Origin of the sequence: Streptomyces sp. NPDC091281 (assembly GCF_044757425.1) — a bacterium.
Lineage (GTDB): Bacteria > Actinomycetota > Actinomycetes > Streptomycetales > Streptomycetaceae > Streptomyces.
In genome coordinates, this window is the sequence record NZ_JBIVUY010000005.1 from 319,054 (window position 1) to 340,383 (window position 21,330).

Genomic DNA, 21,330 nt, shown 5'->3' on the forward strand with positions numbered 1-21,330 from the left:
TGGCTGCTCCTCGCCTGCGCTGCGGTGGTCATCGGCCGATCACGGCGGGTGCGCCGCCGTCGTCGGTGCCCCATACGTCGTCCTCCTCCTCGGCCCACACCTCCCGGGCGCGGTCACCGCTCTGCGTCTGCGGCCGGCCGCCGGGAGCACCGGCGCCGCCCACGGGCACGAAGGGGCTGGAGCCGGTGGTGCCGGTCGCGCGGGGCGCGGACACCTGTACGTTGTTCTCGTCCTGGACGGGGCGGGCCGCGGGGCCGCGGCGTGCGCCGCGGCTGTTGAGGGGCTGCCCGTCGTCGATGACGTTGCGGACCCGCTCGGTCTGGGCCTGGTTCCCGCCGCCCGCGCCTCCCATACCGCCCATGCCGCCCATCGGCATGCCCATCGGCATGCCGCCCGTGCCACCCGCGCCGCCCGCGCCGTTGAGGCCGCTCATGCCGAGGCCGCCGGGCAGCGAGCCGGTGTTGAGCGGGGTGCCGCCGTCGCCCGAGGAGGCCGCGGCGGTGGACGCTCCCGAGGTGGCGTACGGGGACTCGTAGGGGGACTCGTCGTACAGCTCCTCCTCGTAGGAGCCGTAGTCGTAGCCGGAGGAGGCGCCGGGGAGGGAGCCGGGCGAGCCGCCGCCGGAGTGGAAGCCCGGTGCGGTCGGCAGTCCGCCCGGTGAGCCGTTGAGGTCGCCCGTGGAGACGGTGCCGTCCGGGAGGGTGGTGGAGCCGATGCCGGTGCGGGGGTCGACGGTGCTGACCGTGCCGTCGGGGAACTCGGTGACGATGTTCCCGTCGGAGCCGAGCCGGGTGACGCTGCCGTCGGGGTTGGGGAGGAGGTCGCCGACGTTGAGCGGGCCGGTCTCGACGGTGCCGTCGGGATGGGTGACGGTCGCCGTGTGCAGGTCGGGGTCGATCCGTACGGAGCTGCCGTCGGGGAACTGCGTGACCAGCCGGTCGTGGGCGTCGAGGGTGGTGTGGCTGCCGCCCGGGTTGGTCAGCACGTCGCCGGAGAAGGGGCTGGCGTCGACCCGGTCGGGCCACTGCGAGGCGAGGTCACCGACGTTGAGGTCACCGGAGCCGATGACGCTCCCGTCCGGCAGATCGAGGCCGCCGCCCCCGGGCAGCCCTCCGGTGCCGCCCTGGACCTGCTGCCAGGCTTCCTCCTGCCGCTTCTGAGCCTTCTCCTGCTCGGCCCTGACCTCGGCTTCCTTGGCCTCCTGCTCGGCCCTGGCCTCTTTCTCCTTGGCTTCCTGTTCGGCCCTGGCCTCTGTTTCCTTCTGCTCGGCCTTGGCCTCGGCGGCGGCCTGCTTCTGCTCGGCCTCCTTCTCCTTCGCCTCCTGCTCGGCCTTGGCCTCCGCTTCCTTCTGCTCGGCCTTCGCCTCGGCGGCGGCCTGCTTCTGCTCGGCCTCGGCCTCCTTCGCCGCCTGCTCCGCCTTGGCTTCCTTCTCCTTGGCTTCCTGCTCGGCCCTGGCCTGGGCTTCCTTCTCCTCGGCCTTGGCCTCGGCGGCGGCCTGCTTCTGCTCGGCCTCCTTCTCCTTCGCCTCCTGCTCGGCCTTGGCCTCGGCCTCCTTCTGCGCGGCGGCCGCCTCCGCCTCCGCCTGCTTCCTCTCCTGCTCCTTGCGGGCGGACTCCTGGTCGGCGCGGGACTGGTTGAACTGGCTTATCTGCAATTGCTCCGCGCGTGCCTGAGCCTGCTTGGCCTCGGCCTCCTTGGCCTCCTGCTCCGCTTTGGCCTGGGCTTCCTTCTCCTCGGCCTTCGCCTCGGCGGCGGCCTGCTTCTGCTCGGCCTCGGCCTCCTTCGCGGCCTGCTCCGCCTTGGCTTCCTTCTCCTTGGCTTCCTGCTCCGCCTTGGCCTGGGCTTCCTTCTGTTCGGCCTTCGCCTCGGCGGCGGCCTGCTTCTGCTCGGCCTCGGCCTCCTTCGCGGCCTGCTCCGCCTTGGCCTCTTTCTCCTTGCGTTCCTGTTCGGCCTTGGCTTCCTTCTCCTTGGCCTCCTGCTCGGCTTTGGCCTTCGCCTCCTTGGCCTCCTGCTCGGCCTTGGCCGCCTTCTCCTTGGCCTCCTGCTCCGCCTTGGCCTTCGCCGCCTCCGCCTTGGCCTTCTCCGCCTCGGCCTTCTGCCACGCGATGAAGTCGTCGTTCTTCTTCTGCGCGGCCGCGGCGGCCGCCTCCGCGTCGGCCTTCTCCTTGGCGGCCTTGTCCTCCGAGTAGGAACTGGTGAGGTCGTCGTCGCCGCGGGTGCGGACCGTCCCGAGATCGATGTTCGTGGAACTCCACTTGTTGTGGATCTCGTCGAGGGCGGCGTTGGCCGGTTCCACCAGGTTCTCGATGACGGACGCCTGCCAGTGCGAGACGGCCATCTCGCCGATCGCCTTCCAGGTGCTCAGATCGGTGAGCTTGCCGAAGTTGTCGCTCTTGCCGTACCGGGTCGCCGTGTCGTCCATGAGCGAGGTGGGATGGTACGTCGTCCGCGTGCCGCCCCTGGCGACGCTCTGCACCTTGTAAGTGATCTGCGTGATGTTCCGCTCCCACACGTGGTCGGTGACCTCGACCAGCAGATCGTGCAGCCAGCGCAACGGATTGCCCATGTAGAGCTCCCAGTGCGCCCAGCTGGTCTGGAGTGTGCGGGCGGCCTTGGACAGGGCGTCCTTGGCCTCCCGGATCTCGTTGCCCTGCTTGGAGTGGGTGCCGGTGAAGCCCATGTCCTTGGCGTAGCCGCTGTACTGGCGGTCGATGGTGTGGATCAGATTCCAGAAGACACCGGCGGCCTGCCCGCGCCAGGCGTCGTTCTGTTCGGTGCCGACGCGGCGCTGCCACTCCTCGACGATCTTCTGCTGCCTGCTGAAGAACTCGCCGACCCGGTCGAAGGCGGCGGCCGCCGTGTCGAAGGACTTGAGGCTGACCGCCTGGTCGTTGGCGACGTTCTTGCCGTTCCACGACCAGCCGTAGGTGCCGTTCTCGTTGTCGAGCATCCGCTCCAGCGCGCGCCCGGTCCCGTAGGCGTACTGGGTGAGCGGTGCGGTCGTCCAGACCGCGTCCTCACCGGTGAGCCCGAGGTGGTTGTCGTACTGGCTCTTGAACTCGCCGCCCTCCACCACCCCGCCCACGGGCGCGCCGTCGCCGTTCTTGTTGCCGAGCAGGGTGATGCGGGCCTTGTACATCGTGACGCCGTGGCCGTTGCTGCCTCCCCTCATGTAGAAGGGGATGACGAAGTCGGTGTTCTGGATGTTGAAGCCCGCGTTCTCGACACGCCAGTTGAAGTCGTCGGGATCGACGTAGTCGACGTAGCCCTGCTTGCTGATCTCCACCTTCATCTGCTTGATCTTCTCGTTGCCGAGGAGTTCGTCGAAGAGGGTGTGCCGTTCGGGCGCCTTGTACCCGGTGAGCAGCGACACCGCCTTGTTCCAGCTGTCATTGTCCGAGGTGAGCGGAATGACGTTCTTCTCGTCCATGATCGGTCTCCGTAGACGGCTGGGCTCACAAAGCGGGGATACGGGAAAGGGGGCGGGCCGGGCTCGCGGCCACCGGGACCGGCACAGGAGCGGGGCACCTCCCCGAAAGGGGGTCCGGGTCGTGCGGGCCGCATCCCGGCGGGCGGACGACGGCCTAGGTCGCGGACACGACCTAGTCGTCCTCGTCGTTGCCGCCGCCCAGGGAGTCGTCGACGTCCTCGAAGACGTCCAGCAGCTTCTGGCCGTCGATCGCGGCGAGGTTGTCGCCCTGGGTCTTGAACAGCTTCTCGATGCTGGTGCCGAGGTTGTCCTCGATGTCCTCGAAGAGGATCGTCTGGTTCTTGAGGATCACGTCGATGGCCCCGATGACCTTGGTGATGGACTCGACGAGGCTCTCCCCGTTGGTCCGGGCGTCCTTCACCATCGCGCCGATCGTCAGGGGGAGGGCCGCCTCGGACGGCGTGCCCTCGGGGATCTCGCCCCCCGGCAGCAGGTTCGCCAGGCTCGGTGCCGACCTGCCGTCGTACTCGCCGTCGAGAAGTATCTTCCTCAGTTCCTCACGGAAGTTGAGCACGTCCTCCTTGAGGAACTTCTCCAGCCACGCCTTGTCGAGGTTGACCGTCGTACCGTCCGCCATGTCCTTCTCCTGCCGGGGACTGCAACTGCCACTGCCACTGCCGGTGCACCGGGCGGCGACCCGCCCGCGTCGCGGGGGCCGCCGCCCGGCTCAAGGGACGCGCGCGTGCCGGCTCAGCGGCCGACGCGGACGCTCTCCCACAGCTGGGTGAGCTTCTTCTCGCTGTGGTCGTAGTTGCCGGACACGTCCGTCAGCAGCCTGGAGTGGTTCTCCAGCAGGGTCTTCATCGCCTCGACGGCGCCGTTCCACGCCGCCTGCTTGGCGTTGTACACCTCGCGGTCGTCACCTTCCCAGGACGCCTTCAGCGCCTGGAGTTCGGCGTCCAGGTTGACCAGGATGCTGGCGATCGCCCTGGTCTGCTGGACCATGTCGTCCGCCGCGTTCGACATGCTTCGGTAGTCGACGTAGATGTGTCCGTCGGTGAAATCGCTCATCTCGGAGCCTCGTCTCGCATCAGGTACGGAGGGGGGTCGACGGCCGGAGATCCGGCCCGTGCCGGCGCGCGGTGCGGGCTCAGCCCTTCAGCGCGTCGAAGATGCTCTGGGACTGGCTGTACGCGGTGTTGATGGAGTCGTTGTTGGCGCCCTGGGTCAGACCCTGCTGCTGGAGCGTCTCGTTGAGGGTGTCCACCATGTCCCGCACGTTCCGGGAGATGACCTCGGCCTGGTCGTCCCACAGCTTCAGCAGGTCCTGGAACGCCTTGCCGTCCGAACCCTTGAGCCCGGACGCCAGGTTGAACTTCATGTTCTCGACGTCCTGCCGGCAGTTCTGCACACCGGTGAAGGCCATCTCGAGGGCCTGGATGCCGTTCCGTGTCGCCTGCTCCTCTGACTGCTGGAAGCCTGCCACTTACCGCACCTCCTGATGATGGTGTCCGGTCCCCCGCACGGAACCGGACCACGAGCGGGCCGCACGACATCCCGCTCGGCGAGGGCAACCGGGCCCGGTGTGGAACCAGTTGACCGGACACTGCGAATCGCAACCCGGTCATCCTTGCATGATGATGTTGCTGAATTCTTTTGTCTTGAGGTCGATTTGAGGGACATTCTGCGCCGGAACAGGTCAGTTCCCGTCGGCGGGCTGATGGGCCGTCACGGAATCGCCCTCTCCGCGCCGCTTGTCCGTTCCGCCTGCCGCGGCGTCCCGCGCGGTGGCCTTCGCCGCGCCCGCGCAGGGAGCCGCCGTCGTCCGGCCGCCGCCTCCGGTCACGGCCGCCGCCGGGCTGAGGTCGGGGCCGGTGGGAAGCATCGCGAGCAGCGGCGAGGGAACCCCTCGGGCCTGCCCGGTGCTGTATCCGAGCGCCGCCAGCGCCTTGTCGGTGGCGATCCGGTACTTCATGCCGCTGTCGGTCACGAGGTAGACCGTGCCACCGGCGGCCCCGCCCGCGCTCAGCGCCCGTACCAGCGCGCCGCCGCCGGGGCGGACGGTGATCCGGTCGACGGGCACGCAGGCCGGGGTGAGCCCATCCGGAGCGGGCTGCGCGGCCGGTCCGAGCGCGGACGACGCGACGAGCGCGACACTGAAGCGGGCGCCCGCTCCGGCGCCTCCCTCGATCCGCGCGCAGGCCGTCCGGCCCGCGCCGAGACCGACGGCCGCGGGCGGCTTCGCGGGAAGGTCGGCGGGGTCCGTGCGCGGGGCGTCGGCGGTACGGCCGTCCAGCGCGTCGGCGCCCAGTCGCAGCGCGCCGGGAGCCTCCTCGCCGTACGCCTCCTCCCGCGTCCTCGGGTCGCCGAGGAGCAGGGCGGCGCCCGTCGGGGTCAGCGGCACCAGGCCTTCCCTGCGCAGCAGGTAGTAGCGGGTGTCCGCGCCGGGCACCGCGACCTCGAAGACCTGGCCGATCCGGGTCTTGCGGCCCCCCAGCTCCGGCCCCTTGCCGCCGCGGCCGGGTACGTCCGGCGGGGACAGGTCCGGGCCCGCGGGAAGGGAGTTGAGGAACGCCGACGACACCTTGACCCGGGGGGTGGTGTCGTAGCCGAGGGACCGCGAGGCGCCCCGCTCGTCGTCGAGGCGCAGCCTGCTGCCCCGCCACACCAGGTAGTCCGCCTTGTCCGGTCCGGTCACCACCAGCGCCTGCGAGGCGCTGAGGCCGGAGCCTTCCGCGGAGGCGCCCACCGCGAGGAGCGTCGTCACCGCTCCGGAGGCGGCACCGGAGCAGACCTGCCAGGCGCCCGTGTCGAGGTCGCCCGCGGCGGGCAGCCGGTCGGGCGCCCCGCTGATGCCGACGGGCGCGCCGGGCGGAACGCCCTCCAGGGAGCGGGAACCGACCTGGACGACCTTCATGTCGGCGCCCGCGAGCAGACGCGCGGAGGCGTAGTTGCGCACCGGGCGCAGCCGGCCCTCCAGGTAGAGGTAGCGGGACCCGGTGTCCTTGTTGACGACGAGTGTGCCCGTGGCCTTCCAGGAGTCCTTGACACCGGGCTTGAACAGGCCGAACACGAAGGCGCCCGCCGACAGCAGCACGGCGATCACCACGCCGACGGCGACTCCCCGGTTGGTGCGGCCCTGGGGGCTCTCCGGGGCGTCCGGATCGCCGCGGAGCAGGGCGGAGGTGAGGCGGCCCATGACGAACATGTGGGCCTGTACCTGGTCGCGTTTGGACTGCACGGTGCGCCCCCTCAGCCGTTGAGGGACCGCAGGGCCCCGTAGACACCGAGCACCCACAGCACCAGGGGCAGCAGGGCGATCGCCGCCGCCGAGTGCAGCAGTTCCGCGCCGCGGCCCCAGTACGGCATCAGCCTGCGGCCGGGCACCGTCCAGGAGGCGATGGCGAGGCCCGCGGTGGCGGCGAGCAGCCCGACCACGGTCAGCAAGCGCCCGGTCTCCCCGGCGTCGTGGGCCCGGGAGTACACCAGCAGGGCCAGGCCCCAGACCGCGGGCAGCACCAGGAACAGGCGCTGCCAGACGTTGCCGAGCCCTCGGGCGTGCAGCAGCAGCAACAGCGCCAGCGCCACGGAGGTGAAGACCTCCGCCAGGCCCGGTTCGCGGGCCATGACGGTGAGGGAGCCCGCGCAGACCACGCCGACCGCCCCGTACAGCGCGCTCATCCAGCCGTCCGCGAGCACCGAGCGGGCGGCGACGACCGCGGTGGGATGCGGGTCGATGCCTTCCTGCAACTGCTGGGCGTTCGTGGGCAGCGGAGGCATGCGCAGTCCCGCCATGCGGAAGGACAGCGGGGGCACGAAGGCGCCGAGGAGCACGGCGGCGAGCGCGATGACACCGGCGACCTCGACCGCGGTGAGCCCGGCGGCGAGCATGACCACGGCGGCCAGCGCGCCGAAGGCGGCGACCACGGCGGGCGCGAGGAACAGGGCGGCGTACGCGGCCACCGCGGCGAGCGCGAGGACGGCGCCGCCCGCGCCCGCGGCGGTCGCGGCGAGCATCCGGGAGCCGAGCACCTCCTGGCCGTGCGGCCCGGAGAGGGCGCCGCCGGGCAGCAGCCATCCCGCGAGGGCGAGATAGGGCACGGCCATCAGCCCGAGGGCCGCGCCCGCCCCGCCGTCGCCGACGGCCCGGCTGGCGGCGGCGGCGCCCGCGAGCAGCAGCAGCGCGGCCGCGGCGGCGCACACCGCGCGCGTGGTGCCCGGACCGCCGGGCAGGGCGAGCACCACCAGGCCGACCGCCAGCACGGTCACGGCGAGGCCGCGCAGCAGGGCGCGGCCCGCCGCCGCGGTCCATCCGTGGGGCTGGTCACGCAGCGCCGTGGAGATGCCGTCGACCAGGTCGTCCAGGTGCACCTCGGGGAGCGCGTCGACGCGGGGCCGGAGATAGACCGTCTCACCGTCGCGGAGGTCGAAGAAGTCGAGGGAACGCTCCTCGTCCAACGGCTCGCCGCCCAGGCGCTGGAGCACCCAGCCGCCGTGGTCGACGCCGGTCTCCTCCAGGTCGTCCCCGGCGTAGCCGAGCACGGCGGGGAGCAGGTCGGCGACCGGCACGTCGGCGGGGACGGCGAGGTCGATCGTGCGGGCGGGGGCTCTTACGGTCAGGCGGCACAGACCGGCCACCTGGTTGTCACTCATCGGTCTGGCTCACGCCTTCCGGGGTTCTGGCGCACAACAACGCACCGAAGTGGGGGGAGTTGCCCGTGGTGGTCAGCTCGGAGGATCGTAGTATCAAACGTCTCTTCGGGGTGACCCCGCCCCCGTGGCATCCCGTCCCCCCACCTGTGGAGGCGTTCCGTCGGCGTGACGGGCGCTCCGTAAGGAGACCGTACGGTGAGTGTGGTTCTGTTCCGGCGACCGGCCCGCAGGCGAGGCCCCGAGATGCCGGGCGGTGAACTGACCCTTCAGGAGCCGCCGGTGCTCCCCGAGACGGTGCCGGACTCCTCCGCCGTCTGGACCTATCTGCCGATGGCGCTGATGTCGGTGTCGATGATGCTGATGTTCATGCGGCCCGGCATGGGCAGCGGCGGAAGCAGCTTCATCTATCTGGCGCTCGGTCTGATGGTGATCTCCTCGGCGGCCATGATGCTCGGTCAGGTGATGCGCCGGAACAGCGAGCGCAAGCAGCGCCTCAAGGGCGAGCGCCGGGACTACCTGCGCTACCTGACCCAGACCCGGCGCAAGGTGCGGACCGCGGTGGTCGACCAGCAGCGGGCCCTGGCCTGGCGGCATCCCGAGCCGTCGGCGCTGGCGTCGGTGGCCGGGTCGACGCGGCTGTGGGAACGGCGGCCGCAGGACGAGGACTTCGGCGAGGTGCGGGTCGCGGTCGGCGACCAGAAGCTGGGCCTGCACCTGGCGCCGGTGACGGGCACCCCGGTCGAGGACCTCGAACCGCTCGCCGCGCACGCGCTGCGCAGCTTCATCCGCGCCTACGGCGTCGTCCCCGACCAGCCCATCGCGATCTTCCTCCAGGCCTGGGCGCGGGTGCTGTTCCGCGGCGACGAGGACCGGGTCCGCGCGCTGGCCCGGTCGATGGTCGCGCAGCTCGCCGCGTTCCACTCCCCCGACGACCTGTGGATCGCGCTGTGCGTGTCGGACGAGCGGCGGGCGGACTGGGAGTGGGCCAAGTGGCTGCCGCACCACCTGCACCCGCAGGAGAGCGACGGCGCCGGACCGGCCCGGATGAACGGGTCGGCGTTCAACGAACTGGAGGATCTGCTGGGCGCCGAGTTCCTGGAGCGGCCGCCCTTCGACCCGGACGCCGTGCCCGGCCGCGAGGAGCCGTTCACGGTGATCGTCGTCGACGGCGGCACCGTGCCCAGCGGCCACCGCCTGGACGGCCCCGGCATGCGCAACACGGTCGTCCTGGACCTCGGCGGGGCGCTGACCTGGCGGCCCGGCCGGGTCACCCTCCGCTTCGACGTGGACGGCGACGACTTCTCCCTGGTGCGCACCGACCGCGACCGCAAGGAGCAGTCGACCCGGCTGGGCCGCCCCGACGTCCTCGGGGTGCACGGCGCGACCGCGCTCGCCAAGCGGATCGCCCCCTATCGCATGGGCATGGCCGCCGACAGCAGCGAACCGCTCTCCACCGACGTGGAGTTGACCACCCTGCTGGGCATCCAGGACCTGCACCGGCACGACCCGCAGACCCTGTGGCAGCGCAGCACCGGCCCGAGCCGCCTGCGGGTGCCCATCGCGGTGGGTGTGGACGGGCAGCCGGTGGAACTCGACATCAAGGAGTCGGCGCAGGGCGGCACCGGCCCGCACGGCATGCTGATCGGCGCCACCGGCTCGGGCAAGAGCGAACTGCTGCGCACCCTGGTGCTGTCGCTGGCCCTGACGAACTCGTCGGAGACACTCAACTTCGTCCTGGTCGACTTCAAGGGCGGTGCGACCTTCCTCGGGCTGGACGAACTGCCGCACGTGTCGGCCGTCATCACCAACCTCGCCGACGAGGCGGCGCTCGTGTCCCGGATGCAGGACGCCCTGCACGGCGAGCTGATCCGCCGTCAGGAACTGCTGCGCGCCGCGGGGAACTACACGTCCGCGCTGGAGTACGAGAAGGCGCGTGCCGCGGGCACCCCGCTGGCGCCGCTGCCCAGCCTGTTCGTGGTGGTCGACGAGTTCAGCGAACTGCTGGCCGCGCACCGCGAGTTCATGGAGCTGTTCGTGATGATCGGCCGACTCGGCCGCAGCCTGGGCGTGCATCTGCTGCTCGCCTCGCAGCGCCTGGACGAGGGCCGTATGCACCAGTTGGAGAGCCATCTCTCCTACCGGATCGGCCTGCGCACGTTCTCCGCGATGGAGAGCCGCGGCGTCCTCGGCGTGCCGGACGCGTACGAGCTGCCGTCGGCGCCGGGCAGCGGCTTCCTCAAGTCCGGGGTCGAGGCGCTGACCCGGTTCCGGGCCGCGTACGTGTCCGGGCCTTACCGGCACCGCCGCGGCAGCGCCAACCAGGCCCGCGCCGCCGGGCAGACGGTGCCGTGGACGAGCGGCTGGGTCGTCCCGCGCGCCGTGCCCGACCTGCCGGAACCCGAGCCGGAGGCCGAGGAGAGCGTGGAGACGCTGCTCTCGGTGGCCGTGGACAAGCTGGTGGGGGCGGGGCCGCCCGCGCACCAGGTGTGGCTGCCGCCGCTGGACCTGCCCGCCACGCTCGACCAGGTGCTGCCGCCGCTCACCCCCGATCCCGAGCTGGGGCTCACCACGGTGGGCTGGCCGGGCCGGGGCGCGCTGAAGGTGCCGATCGGCATCGTGGACCGGCCGTTCGACCAGATGCGGGACCTGCTGACCGTGGACCTCGCGGGCGTCGGCGGGCACATCGCGATCGCCGGAGGTCCGCAGAGCGGCAAGAGCACCATGGTGCGCACGATCCTCACCTCGCTGGCCCTCACCCACACGCCGCGCGAAGTGCAGTTCTACTGCCTGGACTTCGGCGGCGGCACGCTGGCCGGACTGGACGGGCTGCCGCACATGAGCGGGGTCGCGGCGCGGCTGGACTCCGAGCGGGTGGGCCGCACGATCGCCGAGGTCAACACGCTGCTGGCGACACGGGAGAAGTTCTTCCTGGAGCAGGGCGTCGACTCCATGGCCACCTACCGGCGGCGCCGTGCCGCGGGGGAGTTCGCCGACCACGAGCACGGGGACGTGTTCCTGGTCATCGACGGCTGGTCGACGGTCCGCCAGGACTACGACCGGCAGATCTCCCACTTCACCGCGATCGCCGCCCGCGGCCTCAACTACGGCGTCCACCTCGTCGTCACCACCTCCCGCTGGGTGGAGCTGCCGTCCGCGGTGCGCGACCAGGCGGGCACCCACCTGGAGCTGCGGATGGGTGATCCGATGGACTCCGAGATCGACATGCGGCGGGCGGGCACCGTCCCCCGCGTTCCGGGGCGCGGCCTGACCAGGGAGGGCAAGCTGCACTACCTGACGGCGCTGCCCCGTATCGACGGCGGCGAGCGCGCGGACGACCTCGGCGAGGGTGTCGCCTCGCTGGTGTCGGCGCTGGCCGAGAGCTGGCACGGCCCCGTCGCGCCGCGCGTGCGCATGCTGCCCACCGAGCTGCCGGTGTCGGCGCTGCCCGCGCCCGAAGGCGACTTCCGCTTCCCGCTGGGGCTGGAGGAGGACGAACTGGCCACCGTGTGGCACGACTTCTCCGAGAGCCCGCACATGGTCGTCATCGGCGACACGGAGAGCGGCAAGACCAACCTGCTGCGGCTCACCGCGCGGGCGATCATGCAGCGGTACTCCCCCGCCGAGGCGCGGATCATGGTCGTGGACTACCGGCGCGAGCTGGTCGAGGCGATCCCCGACGCGTACCGGCTGGGCCACGCCGTCTCGATCGACGCGCTGCGCGACCTGGTCGACGGGGCGGCGCGGGCGGTGCGGACCAGGGTGCCGGGCCCCGACATCTCCCCCGGCAGGATGCGTGCCGCGGACTGGTGGTCCGGGCCGCGGCTGTTCGTCCTCGTCGACGACTACGACATGATCGGCTCGGGTCCGATGAACGCCCCGTTCGAGCCGCTGCTCGACCAGTTGGCGCTCGGCTGGGAGGTGGGCCTGCACATGGTGGTGGCCCGCGCCGCCTCCGGCGCGAGCCGTGCCATGGGCGACCATCTGATGCGCAGGCTCCAGGAGGTCAACACGCCGACGCTGATGATGTCCTGCCCACCGTCCGAGGGCTACGTCGTCGGCAACGCCAAGGGACGCCTGCTGCCGCCGGGCCGCGCAGCCCGCATCGCCCGCCGCCGTACGGTCCAGGTGCAGACCGCGTTCCTGGGCTCCGGCGAGGAGTGAACGGCGGTCACGGGCGACCGTGACCTCCGTACCCCCTGGTGCGGTCGGCGGAGGTCAGTCCGCCGGCCGCCACCTGCGGGCCCGGCCGCGGGGGATCACCGCGGCCGCGGCCGCCACCAGCAGCACCACCCCGCCGGCCACGGAGGCGACCAGCACGGCCCGGTGCCGAGGGGCCGGTGACGGCGCCTCGGGCAGGGCGGCCGGGGGCGGCTTCGGCACCGTGGCGGCGGCGTCGGTGAGGACGGCCGTCAGCGCGCCGTACACGTCCAGGCGCGGCGGCGACGCCGGATAGGCGGTGGCCGTCAGGCGGCGCGCCACGTCGGCCGCGCTCAGGTCGGGGTGGCGCGCCCGGACGAGGGCCGCGGCTCCCGCCACATGGGCGGCGGCGAGGGAGGACCCGGACCCGAGGTAGTGGCCGCGGCCCTTCGGCCCGTTCCCGACCACGCCGACGCCGGGGGCGGCGAGGTCGGCGGAGAGCGCCGTCGGCGCGTCGGCGGGGCGTCCGCCTCCGGCGCCGTAGTCCATCACCGACAGCACGTCCGGCGCCGCGGCGGGCCAGTACCAGAGCGGCGCGGCCCGGTCCTGAGCCGCGTCCCCCCGCGCCGTGTCCTTCGGCACCGTGTCCGGGGCGAACGGGGCCACCACCAGGGCGTCGCGCTTGTCCGCGTAGGCGACCGCGGCGGTCAGCTCCTTCTTGCCGGTGGGCAGCGCCCGAGCGACGTAGATCACCTGGGCGCCGCCGTCCGCGGCCTCCCTGATGCCGTCGGCGAGCAACTGCGGGGTGGTCGTGCCGCGCTCCTCGGTGCCCCGCACCGCGAGAATCCGCGCCGCCGGTGCCACGCCCGCCGGGCCCACCCCCTCCTTCCGTGCCGCGGCGATGAGTCCGGCGGCGAAGCTGCCGTGCCCGACGCAGTCGCCGTCCGCGCCGCCCGCCGTCTCGACCCGCCCGGCCAGCACCGGGATCGAGGTGCCGACACCGGTGTCCACCACCGCGACGGTCACCCCGGCGCCCTGCGACTGCTGCCAGGCGCGGGGCAGACCGAGGGCGCGCACGGTCCACGGTTCGCGCTCGGCGGTCCGTCCGGAGGCCGCCGCGCACGGCTCGTCGGCGCCCACCTCCGCACGCACCACGGGCAGTTCGACCGGCGCGGAGTCGGCGAGGGCCGGTCCGGTTCCGGCGAGGAGCAGGGGGAGGGTGCCCATCAGGACGGCGGCGGCCGCGCGTGCGGAGGTGGGGTCTCGTCGCATGGCGGGCATCCTATGGCGCCCGCCCGAGCGGCACGGGACGGCACCCGGTGTCCGGCGTTCCACGGCAAGTGCGCTGCCCCGCCTGGAAGATGACGGCCCCGCTCACGTAGCCTTCACCCGGTACGCGCCCCGACGTCCCACAGGGCCGAACCGTGGCGCCGGAGCGAGGAGGACCCAGCTTGTCGCGGCAGTTGCTCACGGTCTGCCCGGAGCAGCCGGGAAGTTTCCGGACCATCGGTGAGGCGCTGGCCCAGGCGCGCAGCGGAGCGGTCGTCAGGGTGCGGCCGGGCCGCTACCCGGAGAACCTGACCATCCGGACCCGGGTGACCGTCGTCGCCGAGGGCGAACCCGGCAGTGTCGAGATATGCCCGCGCCGCGGCAGCGCCGTCGTGCTGGTCGCCGACGCGGTCATGCTGACCGACCTCACGCTCCGCGGTGGCTCCGAGGACGTGCCGGTGGTGGACGCGGCGCGCGGGCAGGTCGCCATGGACGGCTGCACCGTCGTCGGCGCGGGCTGGACCGCGGTGCTGGCGCGGGAGTCGGGCTCGCTGGCCATGCGCGGCTGCCGGGTCAGCAACCCGGACGGGGCCGGGATAGTCGACACCACCGACACCGGCAGCGTGATCTCCGACTGCGTCATCGAGAACCTGGCCACCAGCGGTGTCGTCATCAGCGCGAACGGCCGTACGTCGGTGCGGGACTGCCGTATCCGCGGGGCGCGCGGCAACGGCGTGCTCGCCAACGGCGAGGCCCAGGGCGTCGTCGAGGACTGCGAGATCTCCGGCACCGGGAAGCCCGCCATCGCGCTGGAGGGCGACAGCAGCACCCGGGTGCGGCGCGTGCGGGTGCACGACGCGGCGGTCGGCGTGTACGTCACCAGCGGCTCGCGTCCGCTGCTGGAGCAGGTGACGGTCAGTGACACGTCCGGTCCCGGTGTGGTCCTGGCGTCGGGGGCCGACGCGGAGGTGCTGGGCTGCCGTACGTCCCGCACCAAGGGCAACGGGCTGGCCGTCCTGGAGCGGTCGCGGGGCACGTTCCGCGCGTGCGAGTTCGACACCGCGGGCGGGGCGGCGATCCGGGTGTCGGACTCCAGCGCCCCGGTGCTGACCGACACCACCGTCCGTGACTGCGCGGACCGGGCGGGCGCCGTCCTGCTGGAGGAGGAGTCGGCCGCCGAGTTCGAGCGGCTGGAGGTGGCCCACGCGGCCGGTGTCGGCATCCTGATCCGCAGCGGCGGGAACCCGCTGCTGCGCCGGGCCCGGGTCGTCAAGTCCGGCGGGCACGGGGTGGAGGTCACGGACGACGGCCGCGGACGGCTGGAGCACTGCGAGATCGAGAGCGCCGGAGCGGACGGTGTCCGGGTGTCCGGCGGCGGCCGTCCGCATCTGCGGGACTCCGCCGTCCTCGGCGCGGCCGACGCCGGGATCGGGGTGGGCGCGGAGGGCCTGGGCTCCGTCCGTGACTGCCGGGTGCAGGGCTCGGGTGCCTCCGGCGTCGCCGTGGACAAGGGGGGCGAACTGTCGGTGCTGCGCACCGAGGTGTCCGGCTCGGGCGCCCACGGCGTGCTGGCGGCGGACGGGGCGCGGCTGAGCCTCGACACCTGTGTGATCACGGGCAGTCTCGGTGACGGCGTACGGATCGACACCGCCGACCAGGTCAGCGCGGCGGGCTGCACCGTGCGGGAGAACAAGGGCGCGGGCCTGAAGCAGACCCGCGGCAGCGACCGGCTCACGGTGGAGGACCTGACCAGCGCGGACAACGGCGCCCCCGACCTGTGGGGAGCGGACGTCGTCGGCACCGCGGCGGCGGGCGAGCCGGGTGGCCGGGGCGGCTCCGGGAAGGCCGTGCCGTCGGGCCCGCTGGAGGAGCTGGACTCGCTGATCGGCCTGGCCGACGTGAAGCACCAGGTCCGCACCCTGGTCAACCTCAACCAACTGGCGCAGCGCCGGTCCCGGTTGGGCATGCCGGTGCCGCCGATGAGCCGCCACCTGGTCTTCTCCGGCCCGCCCGGCACCGGCAAGACCACCGTCGCACGCCTCTACGGCGGCATCCTCGCCGAGTTGGGCGTGCTGGGCTCGGGACACCTGGTCGAGGTCTCCCGCGCCGACCTCGTCGCCCAGGTCATCGGCGGTACGGCCATCAAGACGACGGAGGCGTTCAACGAGGCCCTGGGCGGGGTGCTGTTCCTGGACGAGGCGTACACCCTGCTGTCGGACAGCAAGGGCAACGGCGCCGACTTCGGCCGGGAGGCGATCGACACCCTGCTGAAGCTGATGGAGGACCACCGCGAGGAAGTGGTGGTGATCGCGGCGGGCTACACCGACGAGATGGCCTCCTTCCTCAACTCCAACCCCGGCCTGGCGTCCCGGTTCACCCGCACCGTCGAGTTCGCCAACTACACGCCGGAGGAACTCGTCACGATCACCGAGCGGATGTGCGAGGCCCACCGCTACGAGCTGGACCCGCGCACACTGGAAGCGCTCGCCGACCACTACGGGCGGATGGAGCGGGGCGCCGGCTTCGGCAACGGCCGCGCGGCGCGCCGGGTGTTCGAGGAGATGGTGGACCGGCAGGCGTTCCGGCTCGGCTCGATGGTCGACCCGGCCGAGGCGGACCTCTCCCTGCTGCTGCCCGCGGACGTCGGCCCCGAACCGGACGACTCCGCCGGCGCGGCGGGCAGTTCGGACGAACTGCTCGCGAAGCTGGACGCCATGGTCGGCCTCGGGGCCGTCAAGCGGGAGGTGACCGACCTGGTGAACCTGCTGGCGACCACCCGGCAGCGGCAGGCGGCCGGACTGCCCACCCCGCGGATCAGCCAGCACCTGATCTTCTCCGGCCCGCCCGGCACCGGCAAGACCACCGTCGCCCGCCTCTACGCCGAACTCCTGCACTCCCTCGGGGTGCTGCCCACGGGCCAGCTCGTGGAGGTCGCCCGCGCCGACCTCGTGGGCCGCTACGTCGGTCACACCGCGCAGATCACCAAGGAGGTCTTCGAACGGGCCCTGGGCGGTGTGCTGTTCATCGACGAGGCCTACACCCTCACCCCGGAGGGGGCGACGTCCGACTTCGGCCGGGAGGCGGTGGAGACCCTGCTGAAGCTCATGGAGGACCACCGCGACGAGATCGTGGTGATCGCCGCCGGATACACCGCCGAGATGCAGCGGTTCCTGCACTCCAACCCCGGCCTGTCCTCGCGGTTCACCCGCACCGTGGAGTTCGAGAACTACTCCACCGGAGAGCTGGTCGGCATCATCACCGCGCAGGCCGCCGACTCCGGCTACGACTGCCCGCCGGAGACCGTCGACGCGCTGAGCCGCTACGTGGCCGCCATCCCCCGCGACCGCGCCTTCGGCAACGCCCGCACCGCGCGGCGCCTGGTGGAGTCCATGATGACCCTCCAGGCCCGCCGCGTCGGCACGATCCCGTCCCCCGGCCTGGACGACCTGCGCCTGCTGCTCCCCGAGGACCTGCCACCGGACGGGGCCGACGGGGCGGGGCGCTGAGGGGGCCGCCCCGGGTGCCGTGCCGTCAGTGGTCGATCCACTGGTACCACTTCTGGTTGTCGGCGCCGTCGCAGGGCCACACGATGACCGGGGTGCCCGCCGTCGTCCCGAGGTTGTAGACGTCGACGCACTTCGAACTGAGCTGTGAGACCAGGTTGTTGGTGGTCTTGTTCAGGTGGAACTGCTGCGCCCGGCTGCCGTCGCACCGCGCTGTCCGCATCGCCGACCCGCTGGCCGACGAAGGCGAGGTCATGCACAGTCCGTCGGCGCGGGCCGTGCCGTCCGGGCGGAGGTCCCAGCGCTGTTCGTCCTGGTCGTTGCACCTCTCGATCCGCAGCCGGCCGCCTGCGGACGAGGGGTCGAGGCACATTCCGGCACCCCCCGCGATCAGGAAGTAGCCGGTCTTCGACGGGCTCTTGCCGTTCCCCTCGGCGCTCTTGGGCGTGGCGCTGACCGGCGGCGGCTTCCTGGGCGTGGTCCGGGGCGCGGGCGTGGGCTCGCTGCGGGGCTCGGCCGACGCGGCGTCCTTGCGCGTGGGCGCCTTCGCCGTGGTCCCGGACACGGAGACGGACGGCGAGGCCGCCCGCTTCGCCGACGGGGTCGCGGCCGCGTAGTCGCCCGGAGCGGACGGGAGCGCCGCCCCGAGCACGGTGTCGTCGGCGGTCTCGGCGGCAGCGGTGTCCGCCGCCCGGGGCGCGTCCCGGTCGTGCCGCGTCAGGATCAGAAGCGGTACGGCGGTCAGGAGCGCGCCGACGATCACGGCGGCGGCGAGCACCGGCTTCTTGGGGCGTCCGGGCCCGGTTGCCGTAGCCGCGGCATCGGCGGACGGGCCTCCCGGGGAACCGGACAGTACCTGTGTCCCGGCGCCTTCAACGGCGTTCCGGGAAGCGGAACCTGACGCGACGCCAGGAGCCGGGCCGGAAGCCGCTGCCGCCCCTGGCACGGCCCCGGCTCTCGGTACGGCGGCTCGGCGGGCGGCGGTGCCCGTTCCGCCCCGGCGCCCCCCGCCCGGCGCCGCGGTCCCGGCGCTCTCCGTCGTCCCGCTCTCCGCCGTCCCCTCGGCGGCCTCGCCGGTCTCCGCGTCCGGGCCGGTCTGCCGGGGGGACGCTTCCTGTGTCACGTCGGCGGCAGCCGCCCCGGCACCGTCCGTCGCACCGGCGGACTCGGCCGCGCCGGCCCGCTCACCGGAGGGATCGCGTCGGCCGGCGGGGGTGAGTTCCGCTCCCGCCGCGCAGGCCACCGCGGGCAAGGTGACCGCCTGACGCACCTTGGGCGCGGCGGACCCGGTCGCCGGGGGCGCTGCGGCAGCCGGTCGGGCTTCGTCGTTGTGAGGTGGCATCCGTACTCCGTCGTCGGCTCGTGGGGGATGCGTCCGTGCTGCTCAGCGGCGCGGGTGACGGGACCGTGAGGGCCCACCGCTGTCGAGGGGCCCGACCGATGCACCGTCGGCTCGCCCCGTCTCCCCGCGGACCGACGCCGCCGTGGCCCGCAGGACCCACGGGCCACGTCACGGACACGCAGGCCGAAGCGTAGCCAACGACCCGGCAGGGCCCGACCGTTGGGGGGAACGGAGGGGTGTCATGCGCGGGTGCCGCCGGATGGCGGGCCCGAGGATGCACCATGCCCGCCGGATCGGGCCGCGCCGGGTGGTGTTCCGGCACTCCTGGATGACCTGCGAACGGGGCCGGATCGCACAGCGGGTGGAGAAGCTCCGCGGCCTCCGGCGGTGCCGTGTCGGTGCGGGCCGCGAGGACGGCGTCGATGAGCCGGTCGAACGAGGTGGCCCTGCCGACTCCCACGAGGGGGACGAGCGTGGTGCGCGTCGCCATCTCCACCCACAGGCCCGCGTCGCGCGCCGACGTGAGCCGGAGGGCGTGCGCGTCGGCGCAGATCCCGCTGACGTCGATCGGCATGCGCAGCGGGTCGCGGGCGCACGCCGGGCGGAGCGGATGCCTCGCCGGACCCCGTCGGCGGACAGCCGCCCTCACCGGGGTCTCGACGCGTCCGGGCCGAGGCAGCGCCGCGTCTCGTGCTGTCACGCCACGGTCCGGCGCCGGGGACGGGCGACGGGCGTACCGCGTCGCACCGGAGGAATGCGGAACTCGAACTCGGGACGGTCCCAGGGGATGGCGGGCGGGTTCGCGAGCGCGGTCCCGATCCGGACCGCGCCGACGCGGTGGTAGAAGCCCTCGGCGGGAACATGCGACACGACCGCGACCCGGTCGAGCCCGGCGGCGCGGGCCTCGGACATCATGTGCGCGACGAGCAGTCGTCCCGTGCCCCGCCCTTGCGCCGCGTCGGCGACGAACAGCAGGTCCAACTCCGGCGGGGCGAGGACGAGCGAGTAGAACCCGAGGATCTGGCTCCCGTGGTCGTCGGAGCCGACGGCCACGAAGACGCGGTGGGCCTCGATGTAGTCGGCGCCGACCCGGTAGCCAGCGACCGCTGCGGCGTATCTGCCCTCGTAGGCACCGGAGCGGCGCACGAGCCGCGTGAGCCGTCCGGCGTCCTGCGGGACGGCCCGACGAATCGTGATCGTCCGGCCGCGTGGGGAGGTGCGTGAACTCATCGGGAGATCTTCTCTCATACGGAGTGCGATCATCCGCCCCCGTCTCCCGAGCGGGCCGGCGTCCCTGGTCGGCTCGCAGCCGTGGCCGAGGGGAAGGACGATCCGACGGGAGCACCGATTTTTAGTTGAACAACCAAAAAAGCGTACACTTGCACCCATGGGCAGACCTCGCAAGTTCGACGAAGACCAGGTTCTGGAGAAGGCGCGCGACCAGTTCTGGCGCTCCGGGTACGACGCGACGAGCATGCAGATCCTCTGCGAGGCGACCGGCGTGGCCTCACAGAGCCTGTACGGAGTGTTCGGGAGCAAGCACGACCTGTTCGTGCGGGCCCTGGAGGCGTACTGCGCCCGGCAGGTGGCTGGACTCGCCTCGATCCTGGCGGAGAGTCCGGACCCATGGGGTTCGCTGATGGACGCGGTGACCTTCGAGAACGACGGCCGGTTGCCGCTCGGCGTCGACGGATGCTTCCTCGCCTCCTCCGCCACGACGCTGGCGCGACGGGACGACAGGGTGCGCGAGCTGTCCCGGCGCACGTACAGGGACATCCTGGGAGTGGTGCGCGGTCAGTTGGAGCGGGCCCGGACCGCCGGGCAGGTCCGGGAGGACGTCGACCTGGACTCCGTGGCCGCCGGTCTGCTCACGTCGATGCAGGGCATCGAGTTCCTCGCGAAGAGCGGCCTGGAGGACAGCCTCCTGGAGAAGGCGCGCGCGGCGACCGTGGCCATGCTCACGGCCGCCTACGCAGGGCAGCCGCGGAACGACGACGAGGCATGAGCGGCGTCCACACAAGAGCTGACCGGCGTCCGTCCGCCGGCCGGACGTTCGATGCCGGACACCCGCAGGACGCCGCCGGGCCCGCCCTCCGGGCGGACGACAGGACTCTGCGGACACGACCTAGTAACCGACCGTGAAGCGCTTGTTGAGGTGCCTGGGATTCTCGATCTCGTCCACCAGCGCGACCGCGAAGTCCTCGTACGAAATACTGGCTCGACCGTCCGACCCCACCACGGGATGGTCCGATCCGGTCCGATAGCGGCCGGTACGCGCACCGGGGGCGAAATGGATCGGAGGCGGGGAGAGGTATGTCCACGTCACCTCGTCACCCAACGCCCGGTACGCCTCGAGGGCTTTCAGCTGTCCCCTTGCGTGCGGCTTGTACTCCTCCGGAAAACCTGGTGCTTCGTAGAAGGTCACTCCGTCTTCGTTGAGCAGGCTGGAGCCGCCCCCCATGTGGAGCACGCGCAGTTCCTTCGAGGGAAGGGACCGGGCCGCCGCGGCAACGGTGGCCACGACGCGTGTATACACCTCCGGGTTCCCTCCGATCGTGAGTACCAGCACATCGGCGTCCTTCGCGAAGGCGGTGACCGAGTCGAGCCGGGTGGCATCGCCGACGGCTGCCTCGACTCCGGGAGGGAGGTCGCGCAGCCGCCCCTCCTGACGCGCCACGGCTGTCACGTCGTGGCCGCGCGCGGCGGCCTCCGCGACGACCCGGGCTCCCGCGGTTCCGGCGGCCCCGAACGTGACGATCCTGCTCATCCTCTTCTTTTCCCTTCGCGGACAGGTGTTTCCGAACGCGCAGTGCTGCCGTCCGCCCCTGTGATCGGACGGTGCCCGACCAGTACGCGGGACGCCGCACGGCTCCACAGAAGGCTAGGACTGCGCGAACGGGCCGAGACAGGTGTGCCGGGGACTCGGAATGATGGAATTCGGTCGTCAGAGGCTTTCCGCAGCCGAGGCACTGGGAGGTCGAGCTGATCTCCGGAGG

The 21,330-nt window shown here is 72.6% G+C and carries 13 protein-coding genes; 3 read left to right on the top strand and 10 right to left on the bottom strand.

Annotated features, from left to right (window positions below):
* Positions 1-28: 28 nt before the first annotated feature.
* The 6 genes from ACIQPQ_RS15945 to eccD all read right to left on the bottom strand — a co-directional run bounded on the left by ACIQPQ_RS15945 (position 29) and on the right by eccD (position 8,083).
* Complete coding sequence (locus ACIQPQ_RS15945) at positions 29-3,430, bottom strand: AAWKG family protein (protein ID WP_401304100.1); 3,402 nt, start codon at positions 3,428-3,430, stop codon at positions 29-31.
* A gap of 172 nt (positions 3,431-3,602) precedes the next feature.
* Positions 3,603-4,067, bottom strand: a complete 465-nt coding sequence (locus tag ACIQPQ_RS15950) for a type VII secretion system-associated protein (RefSeq protein WP_401304102.1) — start codon at positions 4,065-4,067, stop codon at positions 3,603-3,605.
* 113 nt (positions 4,068-4,180) lie between these two features.
* On the bottom strand, positions 4,181-4,501 hold the full coding sequence (locus ACIQPQ_RS15955; protein ID WP_383766603.1) for a WXG100 family type VII secretion target: 321 nt from the start codon (positions 4,499-4,501) through the stop codon (positions 4,181-4,183).
* A 79-nt stretch (positions 4,502-4,580) separates the two neighbouring features.
* Positions 4,581-4,856, bottom strand: coding sequence for a hypothetical protein (locus ACIQPQ_RS15960; RefSeq protein WP_383767172.1), 276 nt, complete (start codon positions 4,854-4,856; stop codon positions 4,581-4,583).
* Between the two features lie 273 nt (positions 4,857-5,129).
* On the bottom strand, positions 5,130-6,671 hold the full coding sequence (gene eccB, locus ACIQPQ_RS15965; protein ID WP_401304105.1) for a type VII secretion protein EccB: 1,542 nt from the start codon (positions 6,669-6,671) through the stop codon (positions 5,130-5,132).
* Positions 6,672-6,682: 11 nt separating this feature from the next.
* Entirely contained in the window at positions 6,683-8,083 is a 1,401-nt protein-coding gene (eccD, locus tag ACIQPQ_RS15970; protein WP_401304108.1) for a type VII secretion integral membrane protein EccD, read from the bottom strand.
* Between the two features lie 201 nt (positions 8,084-8,284).
* Here eccD and eccCa point away from each other — a divergent pair, with 201 nt between their 5' ends.
* Positions 8,285-12,244 (top strand): type VII secretion protein EccCa, encoded by a 3,960-nt coding sequence (gene eccCa / locus ACIQPQ_RS15975; RefSeq protein ID WP_401304534.1) that lies wholly within the window; start codon positions 8,285-8,287, stop codon positions 12,242-12,244.
* Positions 12,245-12,298: 54 nt separating this feature from the next.
* Here the strand turns inward: eccCa and ACIQPQ_RS15980 are convergent, their stop codons facing one another.
* A complete protein-coding gene (locus ACIQPQ_RS15980) occupies positions 12,299-13,492 on the bottom strand; it encodes a S8 family serine peptidase (protein ID WP_401304110.1) in 1,194 nt (397 codons plus the stop codon).
* A 179-nt stretch (positions 13,493-13,671) separates the two neighbouring features.
* Here ACIQPQ_RS15980 and ACIQPQ_RS15985 point away from each other — a divergent pair, with 179 nt between their 5' ends.
* Complete coding sequence (locus ACIQPQ_RS15985) at positions 13,672-16,995, top strand: right-handed parallel beta-helix repeat-containing protein (protein WP_401304113.1); 3,324 nt, start codon at positions 13,672-13,674, stop codon at positions 16,993-16,995.
* Between the two features lie 25 nt (positions 16,996-17,020).
* Here ACIQPQ_RS15985 and ACIQPQ_RS15990 read toward each other — a convergent pair whose 3' ends face one another.
* Together ACIQPQ_RS15990 and ACIQPQ_RS15995 are read right to left on the bottom strand one after the other, a co-directional pair.
* Entirely contained in the window at positions 17,021-17,770 is a 750-nt protein-coding gene (locus ACIQPQ_RS15990; RefSeq protein WP_401304116.1) for an RICIN domain-containing protein, read from the bottom strand.
* 1,260 nt (positions 17,771-19,030) lie between these two features.
* A complete protein-coding gene (locus tag ACIQPQ_RS15995) occupies positions 19,031-19,564 on the bottom strand; it encodes a GNAT family N-acetyltransferase (protein WP_401304119.1) in 534 nt (177 codons plus the stop codon).
* A gap of 157 nt (positions 19,565-19,721) precedes the next feature.
* On the opposite strand from ACIQPQ_RS15995, the gene ACIQPQ_RS16000 reads away from it, so the two are divergent.
* Complete coding sequence (locus ACIQPQ_RS16000) at positions 19,722-20,339, top strand: TetR/AcrR family transcriptional regulator (RefSeq protein ID WP_401304121.1); 618 nt, start codon at positions 19,722-19,724, stop codon at positions 20,337-20,339.
* 120 nt (positions 20,340-20,459) lie between these two features.
* Here ACIQPQ_RS16000 and ACIQPQ_RS16005 read toward each other — a convergent pair whose 3' ends face one another.
* Entirely contained in the window at positions 20,460-21,101 is a 642-nt protein-coding gene (locus tag ACIQPQ_RS16005) for an NAD(P)-dependent oxidoreductase (RefSeq protein WP_401304124.1), read from the bottom strand.
* Positions 21,102-21,330: the final 229 nt, after the last annotated feature.